Here is a 13,464-nt window from a genome sequence, read left to right on the forward strand (position 1 = left end):
TGATAAAAACCCTTTTTTTGTTGGAATAGCAAAGAGATACCGCCGTAATATTGAAATACATGCCAGTAAAAGTAGACAGAAAAGAAAAGATTTTTGAGCCGGATTCCAGCAGGGTAATCACTCGGTTCCTGTTTACCGGGGACGAACGCGCGAAACGATTGGTGATGGCCGTAATGGCGCTTACCGAAAAGCAACAGCAAGAGGTGCTCAACCAGGTACTCCGGAAGTATGCTAGGCGACACCGCAGCATCCAGCGAATATTTGCTAATAATTTCAAACGGCTGGCCTCGTTGATGGAGCAGATGGAGATCGATCACATGAGATTGCCCGAAGATCTGAAACTCCTCATTGGTTCTTATTTCACGATGGAGTATTCCATCGAGGCCGCAGCGTTTTTCAATCCATCCATTATTGAACATCCCGACCAGACGTCGCTTTCAAAGGGACAGAAGCGGGTCATCATCAGCTTCCGGGCTACAGGGGAAGGACACATATCTTCTATTGTATTCCGGCAAGGCGTGTTGGATGGCAATATGGATATCGATGTGGACTCGCCGGGCAAGATGCTCGAGGTACCGGAGCATGTAAAAAACCATACTTATCATAAAAAGTCCTTTCTGCGTAAGCTGCGGGAAATGTGGAGCGATAGTGGCTATCGGAACGACGAAGCATATGAAATCATCGTCGCGCAATTGCAGGAAACATTTACCTACGAAGAGCTTAAGCAGGCACTAAAGGACGTACAGGTGAAACTGGAGCCGCGGCAGGAAAACCTCGCTTTTTTGCAGGAAGTCAAATGGCTGGCCTCCTCGCACTATGAGATGACATTTTCGGTGGATACCTCGGTTTGCGAGCGGGTGATTTTTCCCATCGCCGAAACGGAAAAAAATGGTATCGAAGATGCGCGGTTTGTCCGCTTTATCGGAGAGAAGGGCGCGGTTACCTACTACGCGACCTATACGGCCTACGATGGGATATCCATTCTGCCCAAGCTATTGATGACGAAGGATTTCCGGCATTTCAAAGTCCTGCCATTGCACGGATACATCGCCCAGAATAAAGGAATGGCATTGTTCCCGCGCAAGGTGAACGGAAAGTATGCGATGTTATGCCGGATCGACGGCGTGAACAATTACATTGCCTATTCAGATAACGTAAATGTATGGCGCGAAGCCAAGCTTATCCAAACACCCAGCCAACCTTGGGAATTGATCCAGATGGGAAATTGCGGTTCACCACTTGAAACGGAGGCAGGCTGGCTTGTGCTTACCCATGCGGTAGGTCCGATGCGCGAATATGTGCTTGGCGCTTCCTTGCTTGATCTGGAAAACCCCGAACGGGAAATCGGGCGCCTAGCTCAACCGTTACTTGTTCCCAATCGTAAGGAGCGGGAAGGCTATGTTCCCAATGTGGTGTATTCTTGCGGAGCCTATATCCATGAAGGAAAGCTGGTTATTCCTTATGCCATGTCGGATTATGCTTCCACGTATGCGGTCGTCGATGTGGATGATTTGTTACGCAAGCTTATCGACGGGCGCCAATAATCACGTAGCTAAGATCTGTCGGTAAATCTCGAGATAGCGATCCACCATCATTTCTTGAGAGAATCGTGCCGCGGCCCATTGCGAACAGTCTTTCCTAGAAAGAGCCGGAAGGCTGGCCAACGATTTTACAGCTTCATCCACATTTGCCACGAGGAATCCGGTCTTGCCATGAATCACCAATTCCGGCATCGACCCCCTGTTGATTGCAACCACGGGCGTTCCGCAGAGCATGGCCTCTGCCACACTGAGTCCGAAGGGCTCCTCAAAATCAATAAGGTGTAATAACACGGATGCGTTTCCGAGCAGGCGGTTTCGATCGGCCGGTCCTACGTTGCCTACATATTGGATTTGCTTACCATCAATATAGGGTGATACCTGTGTGGCAAAATAGGGTTCATCTTGCACCAACCCGGCAATGACCAACTGGCTGCCCGTTCGTTTGGCCACCTCAATGGCAAGGTGCGTCCCTTTTTCGGGATGAATCCGGCCGAAATACAGCAGGTATGCGCCTGGGCGTCCAACGAAATCGAACTGGGAGGTATCGATACCGTTGTATACTGTTGCTACGTAATCCAGGTCGGGCGATCTGTCTGCGTCACTGATGGATACATAGCTGCAGATGCTGTTGTATTTTTTGTATACCGGGATGATTTTGGGCGAGGAAAATCCATGTATTGTGGTCACCATAGGTGTATCAATTAACCTAGCGTAAGTGAGTGGCAGGAAATCAAAATGATTGTGGATGATGTCAAAATCGCTAGCTGCTTCCATCGCGTCGCTGATATGCAGACATTCCATTACTTTAGGATCTAATGTTGCGTCTTCCGCATACCCCCTTGGGGCGCTGTGCCGGAGTTTTCCTTGCGTGATTGAATCAGCGGTCGCAAATAGGGTTACGTCCTGTCCTTTCCTGACCAACCCTTCGGTGAGCGCCGAAGCCACTTGCTCCCAAGGTCCATAGTTACGCGGTGGGGTACGCCATGCGATCGGAGCTAATATTGCGATCTTCATCGGTTTCCTTCAACAGGGCGCAATCGAATCGCATATCAAGCGTTTGCTGCACCGCGAGGTGAGAAATAAGGTAAGCAAGCGTGCTTTCCGCACCTTGATTTCGGTTTACGCCGTTCGCCTGCAACCCATCATAGCACCCACCTGTTTCGGCGTCGTAGAGGCTCATCTGTAAATCGTTTTCACCCAAAAACCATCGATAGGCGGTATACATCGCTTGCATGTGGTCAGGGTTGCCCGTATCACGATATACTTGTTGTAGGAGTAACACGGTTGCCATCGCATCAATGGGTTGTTGATCGAACTGTGACGGGATACTGTTGCACTTAAACCATTCAGCGTTGCCGACAATGCTTAGGTACTCCTTTTTAAAAGTGTGCTTTTTGAGGAACGCCATGCTTTCAAAGCCCACCTCATAAAATGCCTTGTCATTAAGCAGGTTGCCTGCACGCATCATCGAAAGGGGTAATAACGCATTGTCATAGGCAAGCAGTGATTCATACCAATGCCAATCATCATGCCGGTGTGTTTGATACTCATTGTAAAGACGGGACGAAAGTTTCCGAGTCAATACCATGAGGCCCTCATCCGCAGGCTGACCGTGAAGATAATGGCATAGCCCAAGAATTGTATTGGCAATGCTCCGGATAGACTTCAATCGCTCGAATTGAGGGATGGCCCTTATGAACAGCTCATAGGCTGCTCGTAAATAAGCATCTTTGGGCGCATAGGCTACCGTATAACCGATCGCCCAAATGGCGCGGCCAAACGCGTCTTCAGAACCAACGTCGTCTAAGAAATTACGATTGAAGGCCATGAAATTACGGAATGTACCGTCCGGATTCTGCGCATACCGTATATAGGCCAGGTAGGTGGGGATATAGGCAAGTGCCGTTTCGTCGTTGAGCTGTCGGTAAGCCATAATTGCCATTAGCAGCGCCCTCGCATTGTCGTCCAGACAGTACCCTTCGTGGTAGTTAGGGATGCCGTATGTGGCATGTTGAAAGATACCGGTGCTATCTGTAAGCCGTGTGATGTGGTCGAGCTTAAATGGGGGTAAGGAATTTTCAGCTATCGTTATTTTCGCCATATTGTTTGGGTAGTTACTTGCGCTGAGGCAAGCAATCATTGCCATAAACAAATAAACACGTTGTTTGTTTGAAAATACTTCGGGTAGAAAAAACAAAAAGGCTGTCGAGAAACGACAGCCTTGATGTGATGCGCAGCCGGTGCCCCTAATTTAGGGAGGCGGCGTTATTTTTTCTCTTTCGTGTATTCGGCATTCAATGCGGTAAGTACCTCATTGGTTATTTCCAGACTTTCATCGGCATATAAAACGGCAGGATTGGATGCAGAATAGGTCAGCACCAATTTATACCCTTTTTCTTTGGCATGTTTTTTCAGGTAATCGGTAATCCGCGAATACAGCTTTTCGTTTTCAGACGCCTCCTCTTGGGCAAAAGACGCGCTGGCGTTTTGATTATGGCGGGCGAGCTCGTCCTGCTTGCGGGCAAGGCGTTCTTCGGTACTTTGCCGATCAGCGGCACTCATTGTGGGTGCTTTCTGTTGATAATCCGCTACCTCACGCTGGAAGGCGTTGCTGCGTGATTGGAGATCCGCTTGCGCCTTTTTTGCTTTGTCTTCCAACTTTACCCGTATATCCTTGAAATATTCGTATTTCTCAAGCAGCGTGTCTGCATTTACGTAAACGATTTTTTCAACAGTTGCCTGTGTAGAATCTCCCGCTGAGGAGGTCGAGGCTGGGCTTGTTCCTTGGTTGTTGCAAGATACTACTGCGGCAGCGAGCAGCATACATATACCTGCTTTTGCAATCAATGCGGGTGCGTTGTTCATCTTATTCTTAGTCATTTTTCCGATTCAAGGGGCAAACCTAAGATAAAAATCCGATATTTCCAGCACCACCAACCTCCTATTTCTTATGTCCCGCTTTTTTCGTATCTTTGGGCGACGAATTTAAAAACGATAATGAGCGAAGAAAACAAGAACAATTCAACGTATTCCGCAGATAACATACAGGTATTGGAAGGATTAGAGGCCGTTCGCAAACGGCCTTCCATGTATATCGGTGATACAGGTGTCAAGGGCCTCCACCACCTGGTGTATGAGGTGGTCGATAACTCCATCGATGAGGCTGTAGCTGGCTACTGCGACGACATTCAAGTCATTATCCATAAAGACAATTCCATCACGGTAGAAGACAACGGTAGGGGTATTCCTACCGGTATTAATAAGAAAGAAAATAAATCAGCCCTTGAGCTGGTCATGACCGTCCTCCATGCAGGGGGTAAGTTTGATAAAGATACCTACAAAGTTTCCGGCGGGCTCCACGGCGTGGGGGTATCCTGTGTCAACGCACTATCGACAAAATTGATTGCCGAAGTACACCGCGAAGGAAAAGTCTTCACACAGGAATACCATCAAGGGAAGCCACAATATGACGTCAAAGAAATCGGAGAAAGCGAGCGCACGGGTACGAAGGTGACGTTTTACCCAGACCCGGAAATCTTTACCTTAACCACCACGTATAACTACGATACCTTGGCAAGCCGCCTGCGGGAATTGGCATTCCTCAATAAGGGGATAAGGCTTACGCTCTTGGATGAGCGGGAAGAACTGGAAAACGGTTCGTTGCAGAACGACGTGTTTTTCTCGGAAGGCGGGTTGAAGGAGTTTGTTAAATATTTGGATGGCACTCGGCAGGCCCTTATTTCCGAGCCTATTTATGTAGAGGGCATCAAACAGGGCGTGCCTGTAGAGCTCGCTCTCCAGTATAACGAAACGTACTCCGAAAACGTCCATTCGTATGTAAACAATATCAACACCATTGAAGGAGGTACCCATGTGGCCGGTTTCCGCAGAGGACTTACCCGTACCTTAAAATCGTATGCAGATAAGTCGGGCCTCCTGAAGAACATGAAAGTCGATATCACTGGCGACGACTTCCGCGAGGGCCTCACCGCTGTAATTTCGGTGAAAGTGGCCGAACCGCAGTTTGAGGGGCAGACCAAGACCAAGCTCGGAAACAATGAGGTGATGGGAGCTGTAGATATGGCCGTCGGCGAGATTTTAAACAACTACCTGGAAGAAAATCCCAAGGAAGCCAAAGCCATCGTGCAAAAGGTCATCATTGCCGCGCAGGCACGTGCAGCGGCCCGCAAAGCCCGAGATATGGTTCAGCGTAAGAGTGTGATGGGGGGGAGCGGCTTGCCGGGGAAATTGGCCGACTGCTCTAATAACGATCCCGTAAAATGCGAAATATACCTTGTGGAAGGGGACTCAGCGGGTGGAACCGCCAAACAGGGGCGTGACCGCGAATTTCAAGCGATATTGCCTTTGCGGGGTAAAATCCTCAACGTGGAAAAGGCAATGGAACACAAAATCTACGAAAACGAGGAAATAAAGAATATGTTCACTGCATTGGGCGTGAGCGTCGGTACCGAAGATGATGCCAAGGCACTGAACCTCGATAAGCTACGCTACCACCGGGTGATCATCATGACGGATGCCGACGTGGACGGCTCGCACATCACCACATTGATTCTTACCTTCTATTTCCGCTATATGAAGGAGCTTATCGAAAATGGTTATGTATACATCGCTACGCCGCCGTTATACTTGGTGAAAAAAGGGAAGGAACAGCAATATGCGTGGAATGATGTCCAGCGGGATACTGCAGTACAACAGCTCAAGGGAGCGGGTAAGGAAGACAGTGTGCATGTGCAGCGATACAAAGGTCTCGGTGAGATGAACGCTGAGCAACTATGGGATACCACGATGAATCCCGAGACACGGACATTGCGGCAGGTCACGATCGAGAATGCCGCAGAGTGCGATCGGATTTTTTCCATGCTGATGGGAGATGAAGTAGCCCCCCGGCGCGAATTTATCGAGCGCAACGCAAAATACGCGAAGATAGATACCTAAAATCCGACAGCTACTTTACTGCTATACAGGTATTTCTTTTTGTACTCCAATGGAGTCATGTCCGTCACTTTCTTGAAATGGCGGTAAAAGTTGGAAACGTTATTGAATCCACACTCAAAGCAGATGACTTCCGTGGGTAGTATATCTTCCACCAGCAGGCGGCATGCGTGACTGATACGTATCTCAATCAGGAAATCGTAGTAGGTTTTTTTGGTCATCAGCTTGAAGTAGCGGCAGAACGAAGTCACGCTGAGGTTGGCAATAGAAGCAATCTCCTCCAAGCTGATTTCCTTTTTGTAATTGCTCAACGTATAGGTGCAAACCTTATTGATGCGTATCGCATCCATTTCGTTTGATTTGTAAAAGGCATGTGCCGAGGCTATCGGTACATACTCATCTGTTTCCGCAACTGTTTTGAGAATAGATAGGAGGATGATCAGCCGATCCAGATCGGTGGCCACGGTGGCTTTATCCATCAGTTCGATCAACTTTGCTCGGGCCGTGCCCATAAATTTCATCCCTTTCCGTGCGTTTTCGAGCAACTTGGGTATTAAGTAGGTTTCTGGGAGATTCAGGAAATCCCGCCCCAGGCAATCCGGGAGGAAGTGGATAACAATGGCTTCCACTTTGCGTTGTGCATGGCGCTGGTAGTACTCCTCGTTGCATTGCCACATATGCGGAAGATTGCTACCCAGCAGCAGTACTTCACCGGCGGAAAAATTGCCGATGTTATCACCGATGAGACGCACCCCCTTTCCCCGGATTACATGGTGGAGTTCCAATTCCGGATGGTAATGCCACAACGATCCGAAGTTAGCCTGAACATCGTGCCTAGCACTGAAAGACGATTGGATTTGGGTAGGTACTTTGTGAAAAAGCGGTTTCATAATGCATAATTGTTGTTTTTTTCTTTCCCTGCTGAAAGAAGAAATTGGTTTTTAATACTTCCTACCCTCCCCTCGGGTAGATCGCCTCACATCGCAAGTACTAAGTTATGGAATGAAAATCCGATATCCAAGGGAATGATAAGATTGTACAATAAGAAGGCAATAAATTCAAATAATGTCCCTTCCTTTCCGCACAACTTTGTACCGTACGGATATGTGCGTTCGGCAACGAACTTTTATAAATCAATAAGCCATGGATACAATCGATCAAAAAAAAGAAATATGGCTGGTGGCAAGCGGCGATTTGCGGTTGGCAGCCAACCAACTGTGTTGGAAAGCACAGGAAGTGCTGGAAGGGCAATTGGCTGCTGCTATCGGACGACAGGGATGGCACCTGAGACGGGCACATGCTTACGATCCGGCAAAGCAGCACGGATTTATTGATTCCCAACGTATGGGTATTGAAGTATTTAAACATATACCAGCCGATGCGCCCTTGATTGTTGCCGAAAGCGTCTGGCAGTATACCCATCACGTGCTGGCAGGACTGACCACTCACCGAGGGCCTATCCTTACCGTAGCCAATTGGAGTGGCCAATGGCCGGGTTTGGTAGGTATGCTCAATTTGAACGGTTCACTTACAAAGGCCGGCGTTACATACAGTACCTTGTGGAGCTTGGATTTTACCGACGACTTTTTCAATAATGGTCTTGCCGAATGGTTGAGAAATGGGTTAGTCAGGCATGACCTCCGGCATGTAACGCCTTTCGATCTGGTGAAGATACCTGCCAATGAGGAAGACACAGGCCGGTCTTTCGCGCAACGGCTCCGTAGCGCAAAGGCGATCATGGGTGTTTTTGACGAAGGCTGTATGGGCATGTACAACGCCATTGTGCCCGATGATCTGCTCCATGCCATCGGCATCTTTAAGGAGCGGCTGAGCCAGTCGGCGCTCTATGCACGGATGCGTACGGTAGGCGATGCCGAAGCGGAGGCTGTGCTGCAATGGTTGGTTGATAGGGGGATGACGTTTGAATGGGGTGAAGATGATGAAACCGAATTGACCCGGAGGCAAACCGTGGAGCAATGTAAGATGTACATCGCCGCCGTGCGCATCGCGGCCGATTTTGGCTGCGATACCATCGGTATCCAATACCAACAAGGGCTGAAAGACCTGACGGTGGCCAGTGATCTCGTGGAAGGGCTGCTAAACAACCAAGAACGGCCGCCCGTCCTCGCTGACAGCGGGGAGGAGCTTTTTGCCGGGGAGGCGATCCCTCATTTCAATGAGGTGGATGAGTGTGCAGGTATCGATGCGCTGGTGACTCATCGGCTGTGGAAGGAACTGGGCATGGCTGGTGAGAATACCCTGCACGATATTCGCTGGGGCGAACACTATACGGGTGGTGATATCGATGACTTTGTGTGGGTATTCCTGATATCCGGAGCGGTACCCGCCGCACATTTTGAAGGTGGGTATGCATCGGCAAGCAGCTGGCGACAGTCACCCATGTATTTCCGACTGGGAGGGGGTACGCTGCGTGGGGTGAGTAAACCTGGCTCGATTGTCTGGAGCCGTATCTATGTAAAAGACGGCCGACTTCAAGCTGATCTCGGTGTGGGAAGCGCTGTAAGCTTGCCAGAAGCGGAAACGCAACGGCGGTGGCAGTCAACGTCGCCTGAATGGCCCATCATGCACGCCGTACTCCATGGCGTTGACCGCGATCAACTGATGGCCCGCCATCAGGCCAACCATATACATGTCGTATACGCGACCGACGACGAGGCGGCGCACAAGGCCTGCCGCATCAAGGCTGCCGCATTGGACGAACTGGGTATCAACGTATATTTCTGTGGCAACGTCATCGTGCAGGAGAATGGGTAAGGCAGGCGAAAATTTAGTAATCGGACTGGACTTCGGTACCGATTCCGTGCGGGCATTGTTAGTAGACGCCGCCACAGGTGATGAACGAAACCACGCGGTTAGGATATATCCCCGTTGGAGCAACGGGCTTTATTGTGATAACCAGCGGTCTCAGTTCCGTCAGCATCCATTGGACCACATCGAGGCGATGGAAGCGGTTATCCGCGAAGTACTTTCCGGCATTCCAGATGATGCGATAAACCGTATTCGCGGCTTGTCCGTAGATACGACCGGATCCACGCCCGTTGCGGTAGACCGGCAGGGAATACCCCTCGCGCTGCATCCCGAATTTGCAGAAAATCCGAATGCGATGTTCGTATTATGGAAGGACCACACGGCCATCGTTGAAGCGGAGGAAATCAATTACCTCGCACATCAATGGGAAACCGATTATACGATGTATTCCGGAGGTAGTTATTCCTCGGAATGGTTTTGGGCCAAGATGCTGCATATCTCGCGAATCGATCCAGCGGTTGCCAGATGTGCCTATTCCTGGATGGAACACTGTGATTGGATACCCAATCTGCTCTGTGGCTATGACAATGTGCTAACCATGAAGCGGAGCCGGTGTGCGGCGGGGCATAAGGCCATGTGGCACGCCGAGTTTGGTGGTCTTCCTTCGCAAGAGTTCCTTACCAAACTCGATCCAAGGCTGGAAGGCATCCGTGATCGCCTTTTTCACCAAACCTATACGTCAAACATAGCCGTCGGTACGATTTCGTCCGAATGGGCCTCACGAACAGGTTTGCCGCAACATGTAAAAGTCGGTATGGGTGCACTGGATGCTCACATGGGTGCTGTGGGGGGCGTAATTAAACCCTATGCCTTGGTGAAAGTCATTGGTACCTCTACTTGTGATATGTTGATTGCACCGGCCGACCGGCACCGTAATCACTTGGTGAAAGGGATTTGTGGCCAGGTGGATGGATCCATTATTCCTGGGATGTTGGGTATGGAGGCAGGGCAGTCGGCTTTTGGCGATCTCTATCACTGGTTTGCCCGGTTATTGGCCTATCCAATCACGACATTATTAGCCGATACCTTTAATCAGCAGGAACAACAAACGTTAAGCAACCGTATTCTCGCTGCGCTGAGCGAACATGCCAAGGTGTTGCCAGTGAGGGCAGCAGACGAAGTGACACTGGATTGGGTAAATGGTAGACGTACACCTGATGTAAATCCGACACTCAGTGGTTGGCTGACGGGTATCCGGCTGGGTACTGATGCTCCACGGTTATTCAAGTCCTTGGTCGAATCCACGGCCTTTGGCTCGAAAGCAATCGTAGACCGCTTTGAAGCGGAAGGAATCCCTGTGCAGGAAATCATTGCCACCGGCGGTATCAGTAAAAAATCACCTTATGCGATGCAAGTGTTGGCCGATGTACTGGAGCGACCCATCAAGACGGTAAGAACCGAGCAAGCCTGTGCATTGGGAACAGCCATGTATGCCGCGGTGGTGGCAGGAATACATCCCGATATAACGGCAGCACAAGAAGCGATGTCGTCGGGGTTTGAACAGGAATATCACCCCCGACCTGGCCGTTCGACGGTATATCGCCAACTTTATCGCCGTTACGAACAGCTAGCACATATCCAAGAGAAGCAAATATCCTACAACTAGCGGCAAAAATAGTAGAGCAGGTTATCGGTGTAAGCCGCTATCTTTGTTCCCATAGATCAGTAACCAAAAAGACCTTGATGAAGAATCTCCCCGTTATAGATATTGCCGTAATCGTGATCTACTTGTTGGCCATGTTGGTGGTTGGCGTATGGTTTTCACGGAAAAATAAAAGTTCCGAACAGTTCACTACAGCGTCCGGTCTGATACCGGGCTGGGCGGTGGGCCTTTCGTTGTATGCCACATTCCTGAGCAGTAATACCTTTCTTGGCGTTCCAGGAAAAGCCTTCGGTTCCAATTGGAATGCACTTGTATTTAGTCTCTCGATGCCCCTTGCGGCATGGGCCGCTGTGAAGTATTTTGTGCCTTTTTATCGTACGATAGGTGGCGTTTCTGCCTATACGCACTTGGAGCACCGGTTTGGCTCCTGGGCCCGTACGTATGCCGTAGTGTGTTTTCTGCTCACCCAACTAGCCCGGATGGGATCCATATTTTTCGGTATCGCACTGAGCCTGCAGGCGCTAACAGGATTTGATATGACTACGATTATGGTCGTTACCGGTATCTGTATTGTCATCTACACTGTTATGGGGGGTATGGAGGCTGTGATCTGGACGGAGGTGGTGCAAGGCGTCTTGCTCACGTTTGGAGGCTTATTGGTTCTGTATTTGGTCGTTACCCACATCGATGGCGGTATTTCAAGCATGGTTAACATCGGGCTAGCCGACGGGAAATTCAGCCTTGGCAGTTTCGATATGGACTTTGTAGGGGCCTCATTTTGGGTAATTTTGCTATACGGCTTTTTTATCAACCTCAATAATTTCGGCATGGATCAAAATTACGTGCAGCGTTATCATACTGCTACGTCCGCCAAGGAAGCGGCAAAGTCGGTGTGGTTGTGTGTAAAGATCTACATTCCGATCTCCCTGTTGTTTTTTGTCATTGGGTCAGCGCTTTATGCTTACTACGAACAAAATCCCGCGTTGACCGAAACCATCCGGCTGCAGGCCGCGGCAGAACGATTGCCTGCTGGTGCCGCACAAGCCGAAATCAATTCCCTTGCCGGCGCCTTACAGGCCGAAGACTATGGCGACAAGGTGATGCCGCATTTTATGGTCAATAAGCTGCCGGTAGGCCTGTTGGGGTTAGTGATATCAGCTATTATGGCTGCGGCGATGAGCACCATCAGCTCTGGCATGAACGCCTCGGCCACCGTATTCACCGAAGATATATACAAACGGTACATCCGTCCAGATAGCACCAATAAGCAATCGCTGCGGATGCTGTTTATCGCGACGGGCGTATTTGGCATGCTAGGCATGGTCGCCGGCGTGGGGATGATTGGTGTACAGAGTATATTGGATGTGTGGTGGGAGTTGTCGGGCATATTTGCGGGCGGCATGCTTGGTCTATTTCTGTTGGGACTTATTAGCAAAAAAGCAGGGAACAGCGATGCCATTATTGCCGTTATTGCTGGTGTCCTCGCGATTCTTTGGATGACTTTTTCGTATTTGATACCGGAGCAGTACGACTACCTCCGGTACCCCTTGCATGCCAACATGATCATCGTAGTGGGCACGTTGGTGATTTCGTTGGTGGGATCTGGCTTGGCAAAAATGCGTCGCGTTTGAACCTGGTCAATTAGGACTTGTTCTTCTCCTTTGTCATTTTTTCCTTGAATCGCGCGATGTCTTTCAGAATTTGATTGGTGTTGTTGCCAAATTCGGATATGTAGCTGGTGGGTATAGAAAAACCTGCTTCTTTTCCAAGGGCAACCATCTCGTCGGTCACATGGAATGCTTCCAGTATGATGGTGGGATAAAACGCTTTGTCCGTCACCTGTACCCGTCGTCCCGCCCAGTTCGTGGATAGGTAACGCAAAGAAAATGTAACAATAACGATGGCACCTTTGGGCAGTCGTCTGCTGCTTGACCAGTCGATATTGACTTGCTGGTCAATGTTTTTAAAATCGAACACCTTTTTGTCTATGATCCTGCTATATTCTTCACGGAAATGAAAAGCGGTGATAGCAATCAAGAAGCTGGGATGATACCTTACAATACCTGACGGATAGCGGATGTCTTCCATTACGTTAAAGCGGGGTAGGCTGAATTCGAACTGGCCATTGGGGAGTACACGGAAACTCGGCTGTACCGCAACCAGCTTTTCGAATGGGGCATCCGTGTTGAATTCAAATCCTTTCAATGGGGCGAGATCGGCGTCGTGAAGATTCCGTTCGCCGATATCTTTTTCCGATGTACGGATGCAGGTTGACACAGCTGCGGTCAGCCTAGCTGCCATCTTGCCGTCTGCTTCCTCGTACAGGCCGCTGAAAACATCGCGGAGTACTTTGGCTTGTGTGCTCACCAGCCCAAACTCCATGGAATTCAGCTTAGTGGCATAGGTTTGCTTTACACGGGCCGGTGCGATTTGCATGACCTGTTTATCGCCCAGTTCGCGATAAACAATGTTATTGATTTTGCCCCGGATTTTTCCGTTTTTGTCTTGGGTAGCCATAAGGTAGATTGTTTTTGTTTT

At 49.6% G+C, this 13,464-nt stretch carries 10 protein-coding genes; 5 read left to right on the top strand and 5 right to left on the bottom strand.

What is annotated here, in order from left to right:
* Nucleotides 1-59 precede the first annotated feature (59 nt).
* The gene (locus IEV98_RS09415; RefSeq protein WP_188505592.1) at nt 60-1,544 is read left to right on the top strand and encodes a glycoside hydrolase family 130 protein; all 1,485 of its coding nucleotides are present in this window, start codon (nt 60-62) and stop codon (nt 1,542-1,544) included.
* On the opposite strand, the gene IEV98_RS09420 is transcribed toward IEV98_RS09415, so the two are convergent.
* The 3 genes from IEV98_RS09420 to IEV98_RS09430 form a co-directional block, all read right to left on the bottom strand.
* Nucleotides 1,545-2,555, bottom strand: a complete 1,011-nt coding sequence (locus tag IEV98_RS09420) for a glycosyltransferase family 4 protein (RefSeq protein WP_188505593.1) — start codon at nt 2,553-2,555, stop codon at nt 1,545-1,547.
* Entirely contained in the window at nt 2,506-3,642 is a 1,137-nt protein-coding gene (locus IEV98_RS09425; protein WP_188505594.1) for a hypothetical protein, read from the bottom strand. The genes IEV98_RS09420 and IEV98_RS09425 overlap by 50 nt, the downstream gene beginning before the upstream one ends.
* A 164-nt stretch (nt 3,643-3,806) precedes the next feature.
* On the bottom strand, nt 3,807-4,421 hold the full coding sequence (locus IEV98_RS09430; protein WP_229738644.1) for an OmpH/Skp family outer membrane protein: 615 nt from the start codon (nt 4,419-4,421) through the stop codon (nt 3,807-3,809).
* A 117-nt stretch (nt 4,422-4,538) separates the two neighbouring features.
* Between IEV98_RS09430 and gyrB the strand changes: the two genes are divergently transcribed.
* On the top strand, nt 4,539-6,497 hold the full coding sequence (gene gyrB / locus IEV98_RS09435) for a DNA topoisomerase (ATP-hydrolyzing) subunit B (protein WP_188505595.1): 1,959 nt from the start codon (nt 4,539-4,541) through the stop codon (nt 6,495-6,497).
* Here gyrB and IEV98_RS09440 read toward each other — a convergent pair.
* Nucleotides 6,494-7,384, bottom strand: coding sequence for an AraC family transcriptional regulator (locus tag IEV98_RS09440; RefSeq protein ID WP_188505596.1), 891 nt, complete (start codon nt 7,382-7,384; stop codon nt 6,494-6,496). The genes gyrB and IEV98_RS09440 overlap by 4 nt on opposite strands.
* 253 nt (nt 7,385-7,637) lie before the next feature.
* Here IEV98_RS09440 and IEV98_RS09445 point away from each other — a divergent pair, with 253 nt between their 5' ends.
* The 3 genes from IEV98_RS09445 to IEV98_RS09455 all read left to right on the top strand — a co-directional run bounded on the left by IEV98_RS09445 (nt 7,638) and on the right by IEV98_RS09455 (nt 12,557).
* Nucleotides 7,638-9,269 carry a fucose isomerase gene (locus tag IEV98_RS09445; RefSeq protein WP_188505597.1) on the top strand — a complete coding sequence of 544 codons (1,632 nt, stop codon included), beginning with the start codon at nt 7,638-7,640 and terminating at the stop codon, nt 9,267-9,269.
* A complete protein-coding gene (locus IEV98_RS09450; RefSeq protein ID WP_188505598.1) occupies nt 9,262-10,929 on the top strand; it encodes a ribulokinase in 1,668 nt (555 codons plus the stop codon). The genes IEV98_RS09445 and IEV98_RS09450 overlap by 8 nt, the downstream gene beginning before the upstream one ends.
* A gap of 77 nt (nt 10,930-11,006) precedes the next feature.
* Nucleotides 11,007-12,557 carry a sodium:solute symporter family protein gene (locus tag IEV98_RS09455; protein WP_188505599.1) on the top strand — a complete coding sequence of 517 codons (1,551 nt, stop codon included), beginning with the start codon at nt 11,007-11,009 and terminating at the stop codon, nt 12,555-12,557.
* 10 nt (nt 12,558-12,567) lie between these two features.
* Here the strand turns inward: IEV98_RS09455 and IEV98_RS09460 are convergent, their stop codons facing one another.
* Complete coding sequence (locus tag IEV98_RS09460) at nt 12,568-13,443, bottom strand: hypothetical protein (RefSeq protein ID WP_188505600.1); 876 nt, start codon at nt 13,441-13,443, stop codon at nt 12,568-12,570.
* Nucleotides 13,444-13,464 lie beyond the last annotated feature (21 nt).

Source organism: Parapedobacter pyrenivorans, assembly GCF_014636865.1.
GTDB lineage: Bacteria > Bacteroidota > Bacteroidia > Sphingobacteriales > Sphingobacteriaceae > Parapedobacter > Parapedobacter pyrenivorans.

Coding starts and splice junctions, on each gene's coding strand:
- IEV98_RS09415 (WP_188505592.1), top strand. CDS start 60: ATGCCAGTAAAAGTAGACAGAAAAGAAAAGATTTTTGAGCCGGATTCC.
- IEV98_RS09420 (WP_188505593.1), bottom strand. CDS start 2,555: ATGAAGATCGCAATATTAGCTCCGATCGCATGGCGTACCCCACCGCGT.
- IEV98_RS09425 (WP_188505594.1), bottom strand. CDS start 3,642: ATGGCGAAAATAACGATAGCTGAAAATTCCTTACCCCCATTTAAGCTC.
- IEV98_RS09430 (WP_229738644.1), bottom strand. CDS start 4,421: ATGACTAAGAATAAGATGAACAACGCACCCGCATTGATTGCAAAAGCA.
- gyrB (WP_188505595.1), top strand. CDS start 4,539: ATGAGCGAAGAAAACAAGAACAATTCAACGTATTCCGCAGATAACATA.
- IEV98_RS09440 (WP_188505596.1), bottom strand. CDS start 7,384: ATGAAACCGCTTTTTCACAAAGTACCTACCCAAATCCAATCGTCTTTC.
- IEV98_RS09445 (WP_188505597.1), top strand. CDS start 7,638: ATGGATACAATCGATCAAAAAAAAGAAATATGGCTGGTGGCAAGCGGC.
- IEV98_RS09450 (WP_188505598.1), top strand. CDS start 9,262: ATGGGTAAGGCAGGCGAAAATTTAGTAATCGGACTGGACTTCGGTACC.
- IEV98_RS09455 (WP_188505599.1), top strand. CDS start 11,007: ATGAAGAATCTCCCCGTTATAGATATTGCCGTAATCGTGATCTACTTG.
- IEV98_RS09460 (WP_188505600.1), bottom strand. CDS start 13,443: ATGGCTACCCAAGACAAAAACGGAAAAATCCGGGGCAAAATCAATAAC.